At 42.0% G+C, this 17957-nt stretch carries 16 protein-coding genes; 15 read left to right on the forward strand and 1 reads right to left on the reverse strand.

From position 1 onward, the window contains the following. Positions 1–143: 143 nt before the first annotated feature. The 14 genes from AOX59_RS18260 (at position 144) to AOX59_RS18315 (ending at position 15835) form a co-directional block, all read left to right on the forward strand. Positions 144–1268, forward strand: coding sequence for an ATP-dependent helicase ComFA (locus AOX59_RS18260; protein ID WP_237049324.1), 1125 nt, complete (start codon positions 144–146; stop codon positions 1266–1268). A 1-nt stretch (position 1269) separates the two neighbouring features. Continuing rightward, positions 1270–1950 carry a ComFC family protein gene (locus AOX59_RS18265; protein WP_068447764.1) on the forward strand — a complete coding sequence of 227 codons (681 nt, stop codon included), beginning with the start codon at positions 1270–1272 and terminating at the stop codon, positions 1948–1950. 178 nt (positions 1951–2128) lie between these two features. Then, entirely contained in the window at positions 2129–2287 is a 159-nt protein-coding gene (locus tag AOX59_RS19895) for a hypothetical protein (RefSeq protein WP_156418752.1), read from the forward strand. 239 nt (positions 2288–2526) lie between these two features. Continuing rightward, positions 2527–3084 carry a ribosome hibernation-promoting factor, HPF/YfiA family gene (gene hpf / locus AOX59_RS18270; RefSeq protein ID WP_068447766.1) on the forward strand — a complete coding sequence of 186 codons (558 nt, stop codon included), beginning with the start codon at positions 2527–2529 and terminating at the stop codon, positions 3082–3084. 316 nt (positions 3085–3400) lie between these two features. Then, positions 3401–3556, forward strand: coding sequence for a hypothetical protein (locus AOX59_RS19900; protein WP_156418753.1), 156 nt, complete (start codon positions 3401–3403; stop codon positions 3554–3556). A gap of 580 nt (positions 3557–4136) precedes the next feature. After that, complete coding sequence (gene secA, locus AOX59_RS18275) at positions 4137–6656, forward strand: preprotein translocase subunit SecA (RefSeq protein ID WP_068447768.1); 2520 nt, start codon at positions 4137–4139, stop codon at positions 6654–6656. A 90-nt stretch (positions 6657–6746) separates the two neighbouring features. Further along, positions 6747–7848 (forward strand): peptide chain release factor 2 gene (gene prfB / locus AOX59_RS18280; protein WP_156418754.1). Its coding sequence is split into 2 segments (ribosomal slippage): positions 6747–6818 and positions 6820–7848, totalling 1101 coding nucleotides; the frame shifts between segments, so codons are not numbered across the junction. A 213-nt stretch (positions 7849–8061) separates the two neighbouring features. Beyond that, positions 8062–8403 (forward strand): cytochrome c551, encoded by a 342-nt coding sequence (gene cccB, locus AOX59_RS18285; RefSeq protein WP_068447770.1) that lies wholly within the window; start codon positions 8062–8064, stop codon positions 8401–8403. 354 nt (positions 8404–8757) lie between these two features. Beyond that, positions 8758–9444: a cell division ATP-binding protein FtsE gene (ftsE, locus tag AOX59_RS18290; protein WP_068447772.1), complete on the forward strand. Its 687-nt coding sequence runs from the start codon at positions 8758–8760 to the stop codon at positions 9442–9444. Further along, on the forward strand, positions 9434–10327 hold the full coding sequence (ftsX, locus tag AOX59_RS18295; RefSeq protein WP_068447774.1) for a permease-like cell division protein FtsX: 894 nt from the start codon (positions 9434–9436) through the stop codon (positions 10325–10327). Before ftsE ends, ftsX begins: the two co-directional genes overlap by 11 nt. A gap of 222 nt (positions 10328–10549) precedes the next feature. Beyond that, positions 10550–11965 carry a murein hydrolase activator EnvC family protein gene (locus AOX59_RS18300; protein WP_068447775.1) on the forward strand — a complete coding sequence of 472 codons (1416 nt, stop codon included), beginning with the start codon at positions 10550–10552 and terminating at the stop codon, positions 11963–11965. A 158-nt stretch (positions 11966–12123) separates the two neighbouring features. Further along, positions 12124–13575 (forward strand): S41 family peptidase, encoded by a 1452-nt coding sequence (locus AOX59_RS18305; RefSeq protein WP_068447777.1) that lies wholly within the window; start codon positions 12124–12126, stop codon positions 13573–13575. A gap of 174 nt (positions 13576–13749) precedes the next feature. Continuing rightward, positions 13750–14934, forward strand: coding sequence for a PDZ domain-containing protein (locus AOX59_RS18310; RefSeq protein ID WP_068447779.1), 1185 nt, complete (start codon positions 13750–13752; stop codon positions 14932–14934). 355 nt (positions 14935–15289) lie between these two features. Beyond that, complete coding sequence (locus AOX59_RS18315; RefSeq protein WP_068447781.1) at positions 15290–15835, forward strand: YkoP family protein; 546 nt, start codon at positions 15290–15292, stop codon at positions 15833–15835. On the opposite strand, the gene AOX59_RS18320 is transcribed toward AOX59_RS18315, so the two are convergent. Further along, positions 15832–16665 (reverse strand): metallophosphoesterase, encoded by an 834-nt coding sequence (locus AOX59_RS18320; RefSeq protein ID WP_068447783.1) that lies wholly within the window; start codon positions 16663–16665, stop codon positions 15832–15834. The genes AOX59_RS18315 and AOX59_RS18320 overlap by 4 nt on opposite strands. Positions 16666–16762: 97 nt before the next feature. On the opposite strand from AOX59_RS18320, the gene AOX59_RS18325 reads away from it, so the two are divergent. After that, positions 16763–17866, forward strand: coding sequence for an MGDG synthase family glycosyltransferase (locus AOX59_RS18325; RefSeq protein WP_068447784.1), 1104 nt, complete (start codon positions 16763–16765; stop codon positions 17864–17866). The last annotated feature ends 91 nt before the right edge of the window (positions 17867–17957 follow it).

Genomic DNA, 17957 nt, shown 5'->3' on the forward strand with positions numbered 1-17957 from the left:
ATTTTACCTCTAAGCCCTCTATTGAGAAAACATGGCTCCTTTATCAATGTCAGCGCTGCGGCAACCAAAAGCCCTCATTATTCGGCAGGATGCCATGTCACAATTGTAAAGAAACCCATACTTATTGCAGGAAGTGCATTGAAATGGGCCGGGTCATGGAATGCTTATCATTATATGAATGGACAGGTCATGATTACCAATGGCCAAGTCACACGGATGCCTGTACATGGACGGGAAACTTGACCGCAGCGCAGCAGAAAGCGTCGAATCAAATAACCGAAGCCATTAGCCACAGTAGAAAAGAGCTCCTCATATGGGCGGTTTGTGGTGCCGGTAAAACAGAGATGCTTTATCCCGGCATAGCCGAAGCCCTTAAACTTAGAAAAAGAATATGCATTGCCACACCGAGGGCAGATGTGGTGAGGGAATTATTGCCAAGGCTGCGCGCGGCATTTTCCGATATTTATATCCAAGGCTTGTATGGCGGAAGTCTGGAAAAAGACGGAACAGCTCAGCTTATTATCGCAACAACTCATCAGCTGTTGCGTTACAGTAATGCATTCGATGTCATGATTATTGATGAGGTTGACGCATTTCCGTATACAAAAGACCCAACCCTCCCATTTACCACCGAGCGCGCCAGAAACAAAACCGGTACGACGATTTATTTAACAGCCACCCCCAGGAAAGACTATAAGAGACGAATGACGGAAAAGAAACTGCCTTATTTATTTGTCCCCAGACGTTTTCATAACCATCCATTGCCAGTACCCAGCCTGCAAATGTGTTTTTCATTAAAGAAAAACCTAGCGAATTCTCAGCTTCCTGACCCATTTTATAAATGGTTTTCCCGGCGCAAGAACGCTTATCGGCAATTGCTCATATTTGTTCCGACCATCAGCCTGGCCGAAACCATGACGCAAAAACTAGCAAACCGTCTCTCTCAATTTGATATTATGGCAGTCCATGCTTCTGATGAGAACCGGGAGGAAAAAGTTCAGGCCTTTCGGGATAAACAATACCAAATACTTGTTACAACCACCATTTTGGAGCGTGGGGTGACTTTTCCATCGGTGGATGTGGCGGTTCTTGACGCAGGTCACACGGTTTTTGATGAAGCAGCACTTGTACAAATTGCCGGCAGAGCAGGCAGAAGCCCGGATGATCCGGATGGAGAAGTTGTTTTCTTCCATGACGGGAAAACTGAAGCAATGACAGAAGCGGTCAGATCCATTATCAAAATGAACAAGCGGGGAGGGTTTCACTAGCATGAATTGTTTATGGTGTGATACCGATATTATACCGGAAATCAGCTGGAAAACGATTATTCAGCCGCCCGAACGCAAGAAGCTGTGCCCCTCCTGTGAGGATCAACTGCAGATTCTGCAAGGTAAAAGATGCAGCACATGCAGCAGGGAAAGTGAAGAGGAGATGTGTTCTGATTGCAGGCGGTGGAAACTTAGTAGACATGATGCCCCGCTGGAATGGAATTATTCGGTGTTTACATATAATGACAGGATGCAAGAGATGATTTCAAGATGGAAATACCGGGGCGATTATTCGCTTGGCAATGCGTTTGAAAACTATTACCGGAAAGCATTTAGCCGAATAGTTTCCTTTCTTCCCAAAGACACTGCAGCTGTTCCGATTCCATTAAGTGAGGAACGCATTAAAGAGAGAGGGTTCAATCAATCCGGGATGCTGGCAGGGTTTTTACCGCTTGAAACAGTCGAATTACTGGTACGCACCCACAGTGAGAAGCAATCAAAACGAACGCGCCGTGAGCGTATAACAGCCGAAAATCCATTCAGGACGGAACAGACATTCAACAAACCGGTCATTCTTGCCGATGATATTTATACTACCGGAACAACATTGCACCACGCCGCTTTTATTTTAAAAAGGAACGGCTGCCCGGCTGTCTATGCTCTGACATTAATTCGTGGATAACAGCCATTTATCCCGCATGTAAAGGACAGTAATTTCGCCATAAATCGGCGGCTAACTGTCCTTAAATGCCCGATTCGATTCGACTAACATTCAGTAGAGAAAAGCACGCCACTGAATGAAGTCTCACTTTATGAAAAAATGATGACAGGAAAGGGGGGAGAGACATGGTGGCTGAAAGATGATTGATTTCTGGATTGAGGCAAGAGGGGGGTTCCCAGCCAAATCAGTCCTCCCTACTTTAACTGAAAACGAAATGGTGCTCGGAAGTGAAATTGTCAGTCTAAATGAACAAATTCAGGAAAAACTGAACATTATTATTCAACGAGTTCAAGGTTGAAATGACACATATGAAAAAACAGAAAAAATCTAATCATTCTTACCTTAACCCATATGAAAATGTGAAAACAATAGATGGAATATTTTTAGACAGCAAAAATTAATAAGCGAAAAAGGCTGGTAATTCAACGGTTTTCGATTCAAGCATCTATTTTTCCGACATTATTTTTTCGTTTAAGCAGGAAAAGTGAGGGGGAATGTAGTATAATGAATACATAAGATGAAAGGAGGACACTTTTTATGAAGTACAACATTCGTGGTGAAAATATTGAGGTGACCGGAGCAATTCGGGAATATGTCGAAAAGAAAGTCGGCAAACTCGCCAGATATTTTGATGCAGAGCCATCATCGGATGTGAACGTCAACTTGAGTGTCTATAACGATGAACAGCAAATTGAGGTTACGATTCCAATGCCAAATCTACTCCTCCGGGCCGAAGTGCAGCATCTTGATCTATATGCAGCCATCGACTTGGTAGTAGATAAATTGGAACGGCAAATCCGCAAGTACAAAACAAAAGTAAATCGCAAATTTAGACAAGAAGGTTCTCCGAAACATATATTTGCAGAATTGGAAAAAGAAGCTGCATTGGAAAATGAGCAAGCCGAATCAGACGAAGTTGAAATTGTCCGCAAAAAGCAATTTGATCTGAAACCAATGGATTCTGAAGAGGCCGTGCTGCAGATGGACATGCTGGGACATGCTTTTTATGTATTTACCAACGCCGTTTCAGGTGATACAAATGTTGTTTATCGCCGGAAAGACGGTAAATATGGTTTAATTGAACCTACCAGTTAATAGAATTAGATAAAAATTGTAAACGGGGCGGTCCTGACTCACAGGGCCGTCCTTTAATGTATTCATAAGGTTTTCCCCCCTGGATTTTGGATGAAGGTGATTTGCATTGTCGAAGTTTGTCGTACAGTATGCCAAATTTTAGATTTGGAAGTATATTTTACGCCATATTTTATAAGTTTGATAGAAATTATGTCGAAATCTATGTTTTTATGTGAGATTTGTGTCGAATGCACGCCCGAATTTTAAAAATGGTGATTGGTTTTTTTGTGGACATCATGCTATAACTGAGTCATACAAGATGAAAGGAAGTGCTTATGTGAGTGAAAAGAAGTATGACGAGTTAGCCACAAAAGTTCGGCAGCATGAAGAAGCTATTGCCCAGCTTCTGGAAATCATTGCTGTAACCAATCGTCGTCTTTCTGAATTGGATGGGAAGCATGAAGACTCATTAAATCCTTATTCGTTTACATAGGCCTTCCTATTTCAGTATCCTCTTTATCCTCTTATTTGTTTCGTTGCAGGAACAGTCCGTCCCCCGGGCTGTTCCTTCTTCTTTTGCAAGGAAACCAGCGGATACGTTTGCCGGGAAAAGATTACTGTTAAAATGTATGTTCAAGAAGGAGGATAAAGTGAAACTTCATTCAGCGGAATGTATATCTTTAGATATATGAGCCGCGAAGAAACAAGCCAACTAGAAACACCGACGTGTCATTTTTACCGGACTTTTTGAGCAACTTCCTAAACCTGTTTCGGCTTTAAACTTCAAGTGCTTCCGACTATCGTAATCAGTTGTCATACAACTTGAGTTGCGTTATTATTAGTATTGGACTGTCTGTGTACGCAAGTTAAAGCGTAATGAAATTCACAATATATTTAACGTTATGTTTTGGAGATAAGATGCCCAGTACTAATCAGAAAGCATTGATACAGCTGGTTTTTTAAAAAAACTTGGTTTATCTCAAAGCTCTTAAGACACAGAAAGACTTTGGCATCTGCTGAGCAATTTGCTGCATGCCGGTTTTTCTTGAAGAAAAATATGAGGAGCGTTTTAAATGGCAGGATTATTGACTAAAATTTTTGGTGACGGTAATAAAAAACAATTAAGCAAACTACAGCGAAAAGTTTCTCAAATTGAAGATATGGAGCCCGAAATGGAAAGGTTATCCGATTCTGATCTCAGCCGGAAAACTGAGGAATTCAAGGAACGCTATGCCAATGGCGAAACCTTGGATGAATTGCTGGTGGAAGCCTATGCTGTTGTGCGTGAGGGGGCCAAACGTGTGCTGGGCATGCGTCCTTTTCCTGTTCAGCTGTCGGGTGCCATTGCGTTGCACGAAGGCAATATTGCCGAAATGAAAACAGGTGAAGGTAAAACATTGGCATCGACCATGCCGGCATATTTAAATGCCCTTTCCGGGGAAGGCGTCCATATTATTACGGTCAATGATTATTTGGCTGACCGTGATGCGGAAGATATGGGCGAATTGTACAACTTCCTTGGTCTGACTGTTGGCTTGAACGGCAATGGAATGACAAAGGAAGAAAAACGTGAAGCATATAACAGTGACATCACGTACGGTACGAACAACGAATTTGGTTTTGATTATCTGCGTGATAATATGGTTCTTTATAAAGAGCAGATGGTACAGCGTTCCCTGAATTTCGCCATTATTGATGAAGTTGACTCAATTTTGATTGATGAAGCACGAACCCCGCTGATCATTTCCGGTTCTGCTCAAAAGTCTGCCTCAATGTATCAGCAGGCAAATGGTTTTGTCAGGACGCTGAACAAAGATACAGATTATACCTATGATGAAAAAACAAAGGGTGTACAACTGACGGAAGAAGGCATAAATAAAGCAGAACGTTATTTCAGTATTGAAAATCTGTTTGATTTAAACCATGTTTCCTTAACACACCATATTAACCAAGCTCTGAAAGCACACGTATCGATGCATCGTGACACGGATTATGTTGTTCAGGAAGGCGAAGTTGTCATTGTTGACCAGTTTACCGGCCGCCTGATGAAAGGACGCCGCTACAGTGATGGTCTTCATCAGGCAATTGAAGCTAAAGAAGGCATGCAGATTCAGAATGAGAGCATGACGCTCGCTTCAATCACATTCCAGAACTTTTTCCGGATGTATCAGAAGTTGTCCGGCATGACCGGTACAGCTAAAACTGAGGAAGAAGAATTCCGCAACATTTATAATATGGACGTTATTGCAATACCGACGAATGAACCGATAATTCGTGATGACAAAGCGGATATGATTTATAAGTCTGTGGAAGGCAAATTCCAGGCGGTTGCCGAGGATATTAAAGACCGCTATGAAGCCGGGCAGCCTGTTTTGGTAGGTACTGTTGCGGTTGAAACGTCAGAACTGATATCTAAGCTCTTGAAGAAATCAGGCGTCCCGCATAATATTTTAAATGCAAAAAACCACTATCGTGAAGCAGAGATTATTGAGAATGCGGGTCAAAAAGGTGCGATTACAATTGCAACGAACATGGCCGGCCGCGGTACCGACATCAAACTTGGTGAAGGTGTAACGGATCGTGGTGGACTGGCTGTCATTGGTACCGAACGACATGAGTCCCGACGCATCGATAATCAGCTGCGCGGTCGTTCAGGACGTCAAGGTGACCCTGGCATGTCTCAGTTTTATCTTTCCATGGAAGACGAGCTGATGCGACGCTTTGGTTCTGAAAACATGCGCAACATGATGGAACGTATGGGTATGGACGACACACAGCCGATTGAAAGCAAGATGGTTTCACGAGCTGTTGAATCTGCTCAGAAGCGTGTGGAAGGCAATAATTTTGATGCCCGGAAAACAGTCTTGTCGTATGATGATGTCCTGAGACAGCAACGTGAAATCATTTATAAACAACGGTTTGACGTCATTGAAGCAAATGAAGATCTGAGTGAAATTGTCCAGGAGATGATTAAATCATCAATTGAACGTGTGGTTAGTGCGAATACGCAAGATGACCTTGACGAAAATTGGGAACTGGAATCCATCATCGAATATGTTCACGGCAATTTGCTGAATCCTGATGATATTTCGTCAGACGATATTAAAGGCAAAGAACCTGAAGAGATAACAGAATTGATTCTGGATAAAGTTAAAGCACGCTATGAGGAAAAGGAAGAGGAATTGACGCCTGAACAAATGCGTGAGTTCGAAAAAGTAATCGTCTTGCGTACAGTGGATACGAAGTGGATGGACCATATTGATCAGATGGATCAGCTGCGCCAGGGTATTCATCTGCGGGCTTATGGCCAAAACGATCCGTTACAGGAATACCAGGCTGAAGGCTTTCAAATGTTTGAAGAAATGATTGTTGAGATCGAGGAAGAAGTTTCCAAATACGTTATGAAAGCGGAAATTCGTGACAATCTGCAGCGTCAGGAAGTTGCGAAAAATACTCAGGCCGTTTCCGGCGGGCAAAATCAAGATGAAAAGAAAAAGAGCCGCAAGCCATATGTGAAATCGGAAAACACTGGCCGTAATGAGCCATGCCCATGCGGCAGCGGTAAGAAATACAAACATTGCCATGGTGCATAATTTAAAGATATGAAAAATATCTGGAAACACTCTCGGAATGACCGGGAGTGTTTTCGCTGATATAATAAAAGGACTGGAGAGGTGAACAATATGGAACTTGTTGAAATTGGAAATGAACTGGAACAGATGAATAAGCGTATTGATGATTTCAGGGGGTCTCTTTGACTTAGATGTCAAACGGGAACGTATTAAAGAACTAGAACTGGAAATGAGCGATCCGGCATTTTGGAATGATCAGAACAAAGCTCAAAAGCTGATCGATGAAAATAACAGCCTGAAACGATATGTGGAAGGATTTGACTCTCTGGAAGAACAACTTGAGAACATGGAAGTGTCTTATGAACTCGTCAAAGAAGAAAATGACCAGGAATTATTTGAAGATCTGGAAAATGATTTAGCTGGATTACGTGACGAGATGAACGCATTCGAACTGCAGATGCTCTTGAGTGAACCCTATGATCAAAATAATGCTATTCTGGAATTGCATCCGGGAGCAGGCGGCACCGAATCCCAGGATTGGGCAAGCATTCTTCTGCGCATGTATCAACGCTGGGCTGAAAGCAAGCATTTTTCAGTTGAAACGCTCAACTATCTGCCCGGGGATGATGCCGGTGTCAAAAATGTTACGCTATGGATCAAGGGATATAACGCCTATGGTTATCTGAAGGCTGAAAAAGGTGTCCATCGCCTAGTGCGTATCTCGCCTTTTGATTCGTCGGGAAGACGTCATACCTCATTTGCATCATGTGATGTGATGCCGGAAATGGACGATGATGTGGATATTGAAGTAAGGAATGAAGATATTAAAATTGATACTTATCGTGCCAGTGGTGCCGGCGGTCAGCACGTTAATACGACCGATTCTGCCGTTCGGATTACGCATTTGCCGACAAAAACGATTGTAACCTGTCAATCGGAGCGTTCACAAATTCAGAATCGGGAGCGTGCGATGAAAATGCTGCGTTCCAAGCTGTATCAGCTGGAACTGGAACGTCAGCAGGAAGAAATTGATAAGCTTCGGGGAGAACAGCGGGAAATCGGCTGGGGCAGCCAGATACGCTCGTATGTTTTTCATCCCTATACGATGGTTAAAGATCATCGTACAAATGTTGAAGCAGGTAATGCACAAGGTGTTATTGACGGTGAACTTAATCAATTCATCGATGCATATTTACGTTCACGGATTAATTAGCAATTCGTAAGCGGAGGGAGAGAATACCCGCTCTCCTCCGTTTTTTAATGTCCGGAAAAATTTACAAAAACGTCATAAATTGTTGTGAACCCCGCCACGCTACTCATTTAGGTTAATTATTTCCAAAAAACAATGGACGACGAGTTTTATTTTTTCAGCATTGGGTTATAATAGCCATGATAACCTTTATAATACTTTTGTTAGGGGGATAACATGAAAAAATGGTTATTGACAATGCTGTTCGCGACAGCACTAATGCTCGGTGCCTGTGGCGGCGGAGGTGATAGCGGCGGTGAAAGCACCGGCGGAGACGAAGGCGGTTCAACCACCGACAGTGCAGCTGCTGAAGAAATTTTTGAAAGCAACTGTGCTTCATGTCATGGTGCAGACCTTTCAGGTGGTAACGGACCGGATTTAACAGCCGTTGGTGCAGATTATTCTTCAGATGAAATTGCTGATATCATCCAAAATGGAAAAGGAAGCATGCCGGCACAAGAAAACGTTTCTGAGGGAGATGCTCAGACACTTGCTGACTGGTTAGCCGAGAAAAAGTAAATGAGCAACACAGTAAACAAAAAGCTTGGTCCAATGTTTGATGGATCAAGCTTTTTAAGTGTTGCGAGCAAATTTGATGGATTCAGCAATAAGCAATAAAAATCTTTTCGACAGATATAATCAGGATATTAATATTTACGCAAAATGTTATAAAATGTTACAAAAATAACGTCGAATTACATAAAATGAAATCAAAACGTAATATTATAAGCCTAAAATATCTGCTGAAAAATGTTATAATATATGAAAATTGTCCAATAGACTCGTTGATTCAAATGAGTCTTTTTAATGCCGAATATAAAAGATAATCGACAGCAATGATATACAACATTACGAATTAAAGGTGATACATAGATGATAACGATGAAAGATATTCACAAAACCTATGCCAATGGTGTTACTGCCCTGAATGGGGTTAATATAAATATCGATCAGGGTGAATTTGTTTATGTTGTTGGGCCAAGTGGTGCCGGGAAGTCAACATTCATCAGACTGATATACCGTGAAGTGAAGCCGACTGATGGCACGATAGTCGTAAATGACACAGACTTAAGCAGTTTGAAGGAGAAGAAAGTTCCATTTTTACGCCGGAACGTTGGCGTTGTTTTTCAGGATTTTAAACTTCTGCCGAAATTATCAGTCTATGAAAATATTGCGTTTGCACTTGAAGTTATTGAAGAATCGCCGCGCAATATCCGAATAAGAGTGATGGACGTTCTTGAGATGGTTGGCTTGAAAAATAAGGCGCGCTTTATTCCGGATGAGTTATCGGGAGGTGAACAACAGCGTGTATCGATAGCACGTGCGATTGTGAATCGCCCGAAAATAGTAATTGCTGATGAACCAACCGGAAATCTGGACCCTGATACGTCGTGGGAGATTATGCGGATTTTTGAAGAAATCAATGCTAAAGGTACGACAATGATCATGGCCACTCACAGCAAAGAAATTGTCAATACAGTTAAAAAACGCGTTATCGCAGTAGAAGACGGGCTGATTGTGCGTGACGAACATCGAGGTGAATACGGCTATGAAGCTTAGAACGACTAAACGCCATTTCAGGGAAGGGATTAAAAACATTTTCCGGAATGGCTGGATGACGGTAGCATCAGTGGGAGCAGTAACAACAACATTATTACTTGTGGCAGCATTCCTCGCATTAATGCTGAATCTGAACCATATGGCCGGGGGCCTTGAAGAAGATGTTGAAATCGAAGCGTTAATCGACGTTACCGCAAATGAAGAAGAGATAAACGAAATTGGTGCTTCGATTGAAGAAATGGATGAAGCTGAAAGTGTTCAGTTCAATTCCAACGATGAACAGCTTGATGGCTTGATTGATGATATGGGAGAGGAAGGTTCGACATGGCAAATGTTTGAGCAGGACAATCCATTAAGCCATGCTTATATTGTCAAAGCCAAAACCCCATCCAATACAGATGGACTTGCCCAGCAAATCAATAATCTTGATAATGTCCAGGAAGTCAACTATGGCCGGGATGTTATACAGCAGCTGTTCCAATTTAATGAGTATGCCCGCAATATTGGACTTGTGCTAATTGCTGCATTAGTCTTTACTGCCATATTCCTCATATCCAACACCATTAAACTGACAATTATGGCCCGAAGCAGGGAAATCGGGATTATGAAGCTTGTTGGCGCGACAAATGGTTTTATTCGCTGGCCTTTCTTCATTGAAGGGGCGCTGCATGGCATTTTAGGTTCCATTATACCAATTGCAGCTGTGCTAGGTGGTTATCATTACTTGGTGAATAATTTGAGCGGACAGATCACGTATGATTTTGTAGAGTTGTTGCCGTTCAACCCATTTGCCTGGCAGTTATCCCTGATTATTCTGTTAATCGGTACGGTCATCGGTGTTTGGGGAAGCGTTATGAGCGTACGCAAGTTCTTAAAAGTATAAAATATTGCGGACAATTGATTAAAATAAGGAATGCTAAATCTGCGGGGCACTAAAAGCAGCTAATAATCAGCAAAATGAATGGATGATTGTTTTTTAGTACCCTGCAATTTAGGGTGTCTGACGGTTTAATCAAAGCACAAATACAACTGAATTTATAAATTTAAACAGCAATTGACAAACTTTAAATTAAACATTAGATCCAGCAGAGAGGGGAAAAACGAGATGAGAAAATATATTTCTAGCTTACTGGCGGCCCTCATGGTTTTCAGTATGGGACTTGCAAATATAGAGAAAGTGTCGGCAGAGAGTACGGATGACCTTGAACAGGAAATAGATAATAAAAAAGAAGAACAGAAAGAAATAGAACAGGATAAATCTGATATTCAAAGTGATAAACAGGAGACAGAAGAAAAGATTGATAAAAATCAGGAAGAACAAGGCAATGTCAACAGCGAGATTAATACAATCGATAATGACTTAGCTGACACACGTGAAAAAATAGCAACAAAAGAAAATGAAATTGCCGATACAAACGAACAGCTTGATTCGTTAAGCAACCAGATTGATGAGCTGAATGGACAGATTGATCAACTGAAAGAAGAGATTGAAGAACTTAAACAGCGTATCAAAGAACGTGAGAAACTGTTAAAAGACCGCCTGCGTGCTATTCAATCAAACGGCGGCAGCATGAAATACATAGAAGTTATTTTTGGAGCTAAAAGCTTTGGCGATTTAATCAGCAGATCTTCTGCCGTTAATACGATTATGGATTCGGATAAAGACATTATGGAAACACATAAGCGTGAAAAACAAGCGGTTGAAGATAAGCAGGCTGAGGTAAAAGCTAAGAAAAAAGATATCGAAGAAAAGAAAGCTGATGTTGAGGAAAAGAAAGCATCATTGCAAAGCCAAAAAGACGAGCTTGAATCATTGAAATCAGAACTGGATAATCAAATGGCAGAGAAAGAAAGCTTGCTGAGTGACCTTGAAAGTAAAGAAGGCGAACTTCAGGATTATAAAGTAAGCTTGGAGGAAGAACAGGCAGTGCTGCGTCAGCAGGAAGCAGCAAACCAAAAAGCAATCGAAGCAGCTAAACAGGAGAAAGAAAAGTTAGAGCAGCTTGCAAAAGAAAAAGAACGTGAGAAGCAGGCCAATCAAACTGCAAGCGCCAGCTCCGGCGGCTCAAGTCAAACAGACAGTTCAAATAACAATTCAGATTCAACCGGTTCAACAGCCAGCACAGGCAATGGCACGTTCAGTCAGCCGATTTCTGCACCGATAACATCAGGATATAAACAGCGTGGGGGTTCATTCCACCATGGAATCGACTATGGTGTATCAATCGGAACACCGGTTGGATCAGCTGCAGCAGGGTCTGTAAGCTATGCCGGCACCATGAGCGGGTATGGAAATGTCGTCTTAGTGCGTCATTACATTAATGGCAGTTATTATACGACATTATATGCGCACTTAAATAGTATCTCTGTGTCAGTCGGGCAATCAGTCAGCAGAGGCCAGAGCGTTGGCGCAAGCGGTAATACAGGGCGTTCGACAGGACCGCATCTTCACTTTGAATTACATCAAGGCAACTGGAACAACGCAAAAAGCAACTCAGTTAATCCATTGAGTTATCTTTAATTAAAATCAGGCGAATGGCATTGCATTTTGGCAGCATAAACTATATTATTAAAGGCATCGCACATTACGGTGTGATGCCTTTTTCTAGATGTAGAGGGCAAGTAAGTGCATAATAGGGATAAACCGCCGAGTAAATCTATATCAGTAGGGGTGAAAAAATGACATTAAAAAAGCAACACCTGGTACTTTTGCTGATAGCTGCAGTGCTGTTGGGATTTGCAGGTGCTTTTCTTGGCATGAACTTGGCACAGCCTGACCGGGATTCGGCCGAGGAGACATCCACAACTGCAACTGATGAGAATGCGAGCGAACCACCGGCTAATATGCAGAAGGTGGCCGAGACATACAATTTAATTAAGAGTAATTATTTGGAAGATGTAGAAGACAAGCAGTTAATCGAAGGTGCTATTAAGGGGATGGTATCTTCATTGGATGACCCTTACAGCTCCTATATGGACGTTGAATCAATGGAACAATTTAATCAATCGATCGAATCCTCATTTCAAGGGATTGGTGCTGAAGTCAGCATGGTGAATGACAAAGTGACCATTGTATCACCCATTAAAGATTCGCCTGCAGAAGAAGCTGGTCTTAGACCGAATGACCAGATTTTAAGTGTTGATGGCGAAAGTGTCGCAGGATTGAATTTAAATGAAGCCGTCGAAAAAATCCGTGGTGAAAAAGGAACTGAAGTCGTGCTGGAAGTTCAGCGCTCAGGCGTCTCAGAGCCCTTCGATGTTACAATAGTACGTGATGACATACCTGTGGAAACAGTTTACTCTGAGACCAAGACAATCGATGGGAAGAAAACAGGTGTCATTGAAATAGCTTCTTTTGCTGAAAATACGGGCCAGCATTTCACAGAGCAGTTGAAATCACTGGAAGAGGAAAACATTGAAGGTCTCGTCATTGATGTCAGAGGAAATCCCGGCGGTGTTCTGTCAGCAGTCGAGGAAGTATTGAAGAACTTCATACCGAATGATAAACCTTATGTTCAGATCGAAAACCCAAATGGCGAAACTGATAAATCCTACTCAGAGCTGGAAGAGAAAAAACCTTATCCGATCAGTGTACTTATTGATGAAGGCAGTGCTTCCGCTTCAGAAATTCTGGCAGTTGCCATGAAAGAAACCGGGTATGATGTCGTTGGCAAGAACAGTTTTGGAAAAGGGACTGTCCAACGAGCCGTTCCAGTCGGAGAAGACGGCAGCAGAGTGAAGTTAACCGTCTTTAAATGGCTTTCACCTGATGGCACCTGGATTCATGAAGAAGGTGTGAAACCGACTGTCGAAGTGGAGCAGCCGGAGCATTATTATACAAACCCGGTGCAGGTTGATGAAACGATCACATTCGATGAAACCGGCGACAATGTTAAGAATATACAAGTTATGTTGAATGGCTTAGGTTATGAACCCGGGCGAACAGATGGCTATTTCGGAGAAGCTACTGTAACGGCTGTTGAGAATTTCCAGGAAGAGCATGATTTGGAAGTGACCGGCGAAGTGGACGAAGAAACAGCCGGGTTGATTGAAACTCAGGTTGTTGACCGTGTTCGTAATGGTCAAGATGATCGGCAGATGGAAGAGGCTTTAAACAGTTTATATGAGTAAGAAGTTCCTTTTGGTTAGGGGGACCAGTTGCCCTTAAATGCCTGATTCTGCTCAACTTACATTCAGCGGAATAAAAATCAATTCCGCTGAATGAAGTTTCGCTTAATAATTTGCAGGAACTATTTCAACGCATATCGAATAATAAAAGAGAAGATATGACAGAGGGTGATCATAATGGCACAATCCTGGCTTATAGAACTGGGAAATGGGGTAGGTCGTTTCTTTTTGAACCCGCTTTTATATTGGACAATCATTTTATCAATTCTGATTGGCTATAAGCGCATAAAAGCAGAACGGCAACAATTTGGTCTGAAGATTTTTGACGTCTTTTCAGAGTGGAAAAACACGTGGCTGATTTCACTTATATTTGGTTTTGTATTATCCATTTTAGCTATTGGAGCAGGTTTCGTCTTTTCGTATGAAACCATCCTGCTCTTGTCCGGCGTGACGCTCCTGCTCAGTTTGACCCTTCGTCTGTCATTACTTTCACCGGTCTACACGATCGGAGCAGCTTATTTTTTATTGCTTCTTTCACCTTTTGTATTGGACTATCAATCGATTATTGATCCTGATTTATTTGAAATGCCTAACTTTACCGCACTCAGTATATTGACAGCTGTGCTATTGTCAGCAGAGGCATTTTTATTAAAGCGGCAAGGCAGAAACGATACATTTCCGAAAATGAAAGCCGGTCGCCGCGGTACATGGATCGGAACGCACCACCTCAGGAAAATGACGCTCATTCCGTTCTTTGTTCTGATTCCAAGCGGATCGATTTCGTCATTTGCATCGTACTGGCCGTATTTTTCAATCGGCGGTGAAACATTCAGTCTTGTCCTTGTCCCTTTTCTAATTGGTTTCAATCATCTTGTGCAGGGGCAATTACCCGAGAAGGCCGCTGCTCGTCTTTCGGCATCGCTTCATGTTCTAAGCTTGGTGATTCTGGTCTTGGCGCTGGGAAGCATCTATATTGGCTGGCTGTCATTGGCTGCTGCAGTTGCAGGCATTATCGGACGAGAATATTTCAGCTATCGACATCGCATCAAAGACCGTGAAAAAACACCATTTTTCAATCAGGATGACCACGGCATTAAGATATTAGCGGTCATACCAGGCTCTGCAGCAGATCGCTTGGGGATAGCAGCCGGTGAGACGATTACGAAAGTCAACGGTAAAAAAATCGCTGATATGGATGAGTTTTACTATGCGTTACAGAATAGCGGCGCTTTCTTTAAGTTGAAAGTGCTTGGAGATAACGGGGAAGCTCGTTTTATACAAAACGCCCTTTATGAAGAAGATCATCACGAATTAGGCATTATTACGACGTTTAATCGCCATCGGGAAAACAAATACGCATAATCATTTATGTTGAAAAGCAGCAGGGTATAAATAGTGCCCTGCTGCTTTTTACTGTTTCCATAGTTTTGCTATAAGAGGTTGTTCAAAAAGTCCGGTAACAATGACACGTCGGTGTTTCTAATTTGGCTTGTTTCTCCGCTCCTTGGAAAAGAAAACCGCTCTTTCTCCTGCGATGTGAATTCGGAGAAGCTTTTCTGTGCTCGAAACTGCGCCGCCTCGAACTTCTTGGTCGTTGTTATCCTCTTCTTTTTGAACACTTACTTTAAGTCTTTTTGGATTAAAATACCTTCAATATTATTTGGCTGATTAAAGCAAGCTAATGAACACATACCAGTTAATGAAAAGGATAAACGCTATGAAAAATTATTTGCTGGCGCTATGGAACACGCTTGATCCTATTTACTACAATTTTACCAGACTTCATCATATAGCGGATCGTGACCGGAATAAAACGATTTTCCGTGTCAGATTAACAAAATACAAAGGCTCGCTTGTGGTACTTGAAGATGGTACAACGATTCGGAAGAACGATGTGCTGTTGAAAATCCATTTGCATAATGTTCGTATGATTTGTGAGCTTAAGAATTGCAAAAGCCAGGTTCAGCGTGCTTTGGTGTTATATCATATGGTGCGGAATGATTTGCAACATCTTTCAAGCTACATTGAAGGTCACCCCAGAAGCCATGACATAAAAGCTGTGATCGGGATTACGATGTTAGACAAGGGAACACGCCGGCTGGGATTTGAAGCTTTTGCCATTAAAAACCTATGCTACCGGCTGTTCAAACAATTCACGTGCGTGTTTATTAATTTTATTGCAGGCCGGGCTGACCGAAACCCGCCTTGCTACCTGTTCATGTCAACGAACCGGCTGCTGAATCACTCGGAACGAATGAATTAAACATGTGCGGCTTGGCTGAATGGAATCTGATGGAACGTTATCTCCGGCCTTGAGCCAATTCGTACATTGAGTCCGGTCTGTCCGAGACCTTCACTGATATAAAAAGGTGATTTATTGTGCATGTGCAAGCCTTTTATGACGTTCTGTTTTGCGAGTTTGCCCATTTTAACAAGATGGTATGCCTTAGGGTAGCAAATCTGGCCGCCATGAAAATGCCCTGCCATTAAGTAGTCAAAATGATAACCTTGCATATCAAGCACGATGTTCGGATCATGCGTCAGAACGATATTTGTTCCCGTGTTCACATGCTGATAGGCCAAAGGCAGGTTGCTGTGGTTAGTACTGTAGTCATCAATCCCGATTATATTGACCACATGGCCATTAATTGAAAAGCTTTCACTGCCATTTCGCAACACATGAATATTGTTTTTCTCCAATAAGGTGATGAGCTCCATTAAGTCCTGGTCTTTCAGAACATAATCGTGATTGCCCAGGACTGCGTAAATACCGCAAGCAGGTTTCATATCACGTAATACCTTTAAATAGGGCAGTAATTTAGGAATGCTGCGTTTCCGGTCAAGAAAATCGCCGGTTAGTGCAATCATATCAACTGATTCATTCTTTAGATTATCGGCAAGCTGGCTAGGTGTGAGTGAAATATTCTCCAAATGTAAATCAGACAAATGGAGGATCGATAATGCCGGAAGCTGTTCAACAGATCCAGGCACTGCATTGATTTTATTAATCTGTATATCATGCGTGTTTTTGTATGCTTTGTATAGGAAATAGACGATACACACTGTTATGAATATCGTGATGGCATATATCATTTTATGACTCCTCTCCAATCAAAATTATAGCATTTAATCAAGGTTGGAATCATTGGTAATTGAAGCCAGACAGGATGCTTTCAATGGAGGTAAAATCATGGAAAAGGCATTATTTTTGCCATTCATGCAATTACAAACCGGACATCATCATGTGGCAGATGCATTAATTGCGGAAATTAATTCTTGCCGAAATGATATTGTCTGTGACAAAGTGGATATTTTGTCATACAGCTATGGCAGAATGGAAAAAGTTATTTCTGCTGCTTATTTAAACTGGATTAAATATTTCCCGGATGTCTATGATAGGCTGTACAGGTTTACTGCTTATAAAAAAGAACCATTTCATAACCGCCGATATCTTTATGAAGCAATGTTCATGTATTTTTTTAAACGGCTGACGAACCGGAATGATGTCCGAATTTTATTTTGTACGCATGCCCTTCCATCAAACATAGCGAGTGTCTTAAAACTGAAGAATAAATTATCGTCTGTCACGGTCAATGTTTATACGGACTATTTTGTTAATGATCTCTGGGGAATAGAAGGGATTGATTACCATTTAGTTCCCACATTGACGGTTAAAGATTATTTAACGGCTAAAGGTGTCAGGCCGGAGGCGATTTATGTAACAGGCATCCCTGTTGACAATGTATTTCAGAAAGCGGACAGAAGAGAACGGAACAGCGATTTAATAAAAGTGCTGGTCACAGGCGGCAGTCTCGGGGTCGGTTCGCTAAAGAGCATGCTTCCGGCACTCAATTCCGGCAAGGTTCATTATTATATTTTGTGCGGCAAAAATGATATCTTATATCAGGATTTGCTCCGGATAGAACAGGATTCAGTTACACCGATTCCGTATATCACCAGAAAAGCTGAAATGAATAAGTTGTACAATCAGGTTGATGCGGTGCTGACAAAGCCTGGAGGGGTGACCATCAGCGAGTGCCTTTTGAAACGAAAGCCGATTTTTTTATATAATCCGCTCCCCGGACAGGAACGAATAAATGCCGAGCAGATGAAACTGCAGGGAACAGCAATTCCGGTCGATAAGGATAATAACTTGGAAGAACAGTTATTGCAGTTTTTTACGGATGAAAACAGGCAAAGAGTGTATGATGACAACGTTGATGTGTATCATCGCTATCTGGACCGCAGGCCGCTGTCAGACCTTTTGCAAGAAATGCTTAATAAAAAACATTAGCGTGATTTGCCGCTAATGTTTTTCAGGTTCATCAATTATCTCTCGCATGTAACGGACAGTAGGCTGCCCAGGAACGGCGGTCAACTGTCCC

The sequence above is a fragment of the Lentibacillus amyloliquefaciens genome (assembly GCF_001307805.1).
Taxonomy (GTDB): domain Bacteria; phylum Bacillota; class Bacilli; order Bacillales; family Amphibacillaceae; genus Lentibacillus; species Lentibacillus amyloliquefaciens.

Bases quoted from the DNA above. Each gene is read 5' to 3' on its own strand.
- AOX59_RS18305 (WP_068447777.1), top strand. From the start codon at position 12,124: ATGACATTAAAAAAGCAACACCTGGTACTTTTGCTGATAGCTGCAGTG.
- ftsE (WP_068447772.1), top strand. From the start codon at position 8,758: ATGATAACGATGAAAGATATTCACAAAACCTATGCCAATGGTGTTACT.
- AOX59_RS18300 (WP_068447775.1), top strand. From the start codon at position 10,550: ATGAGAAAATATATTTCTAGCTTACTGGCGGCCCTCATGGTTTTCAGT.
- AOX59_RS18260 (WP_237049324.1), top strand. From the start codon at position 144: ATGGGCCGGGTCATGGAATGCTTATCATTATATGAATGGACAGGTCAT.
- hpf (WP_068447766.1), top strand. From the start codon at position 2,527: ATGAAGTACAACATTCGTGGTGAAAATATTGAGGTGACCGGAGCAATT.
- AOX59_RS18325 (WP_068447784.1), top strand. From the start codon at position 16,763: ATGGAAAAGGCATTATTTTTGCCATTCATGCAATTACAAACCGGACAT.
- ftsX (WP_068447774.1), top strand. From the start codon at position 9,434: ATGAAGCTTAGAACGACTAAACGCCATTTCAGGGAAGGGATTAAAAAC.
- AOX59_RS18320 (WP_068447783.1), bottom strand. From the start codon at position 16,665: ATGATATATGCCATCACGATATTCATAACAGTGTGTATCGTCTATTTC.
- cccB (WP_068447770.1), top strand. From the start codon at position 8,062: ATGAAAAAATGGTTATTGACAATGCTGTTCGCGACAGCACTAATGCTC.
- secA (WP_068447768.1), top strand. From the start codon at position 4,137: ATGGCAGGATTATTGACTAAAATTTTTGGTGACGGTAATAAAAAACAA.
- AOX59_RS18315 (WP_068447781.1), top strand. From the start codon at position 15,290: ATGAAAAATTATTTGCTGGCGCTATGGAACACGCTTGATCCTATTTAC.
- AOX59_RS18265 (WP_068447764.1), top strand. From the start codon at position 1,270: ATGAATTGTTTATGGTGTGATACCGATATTATACCGGAAATCAGCTGG.
- AOX59_RS19895 (WP_156418752.1), top strand. From the start codon at position 2,129: ATGATTGATTTCTGGATTGAGGCAAGAGGGGGGTTCCCAGCCAAATCA.
- AOX59_RS18310 (WP_068447779.1), top strand. From the start codon at position 13,750: ATGGCACAATCCTGGCTTATAGAACTGGGAAATGGGGTAGGTCGTTTC.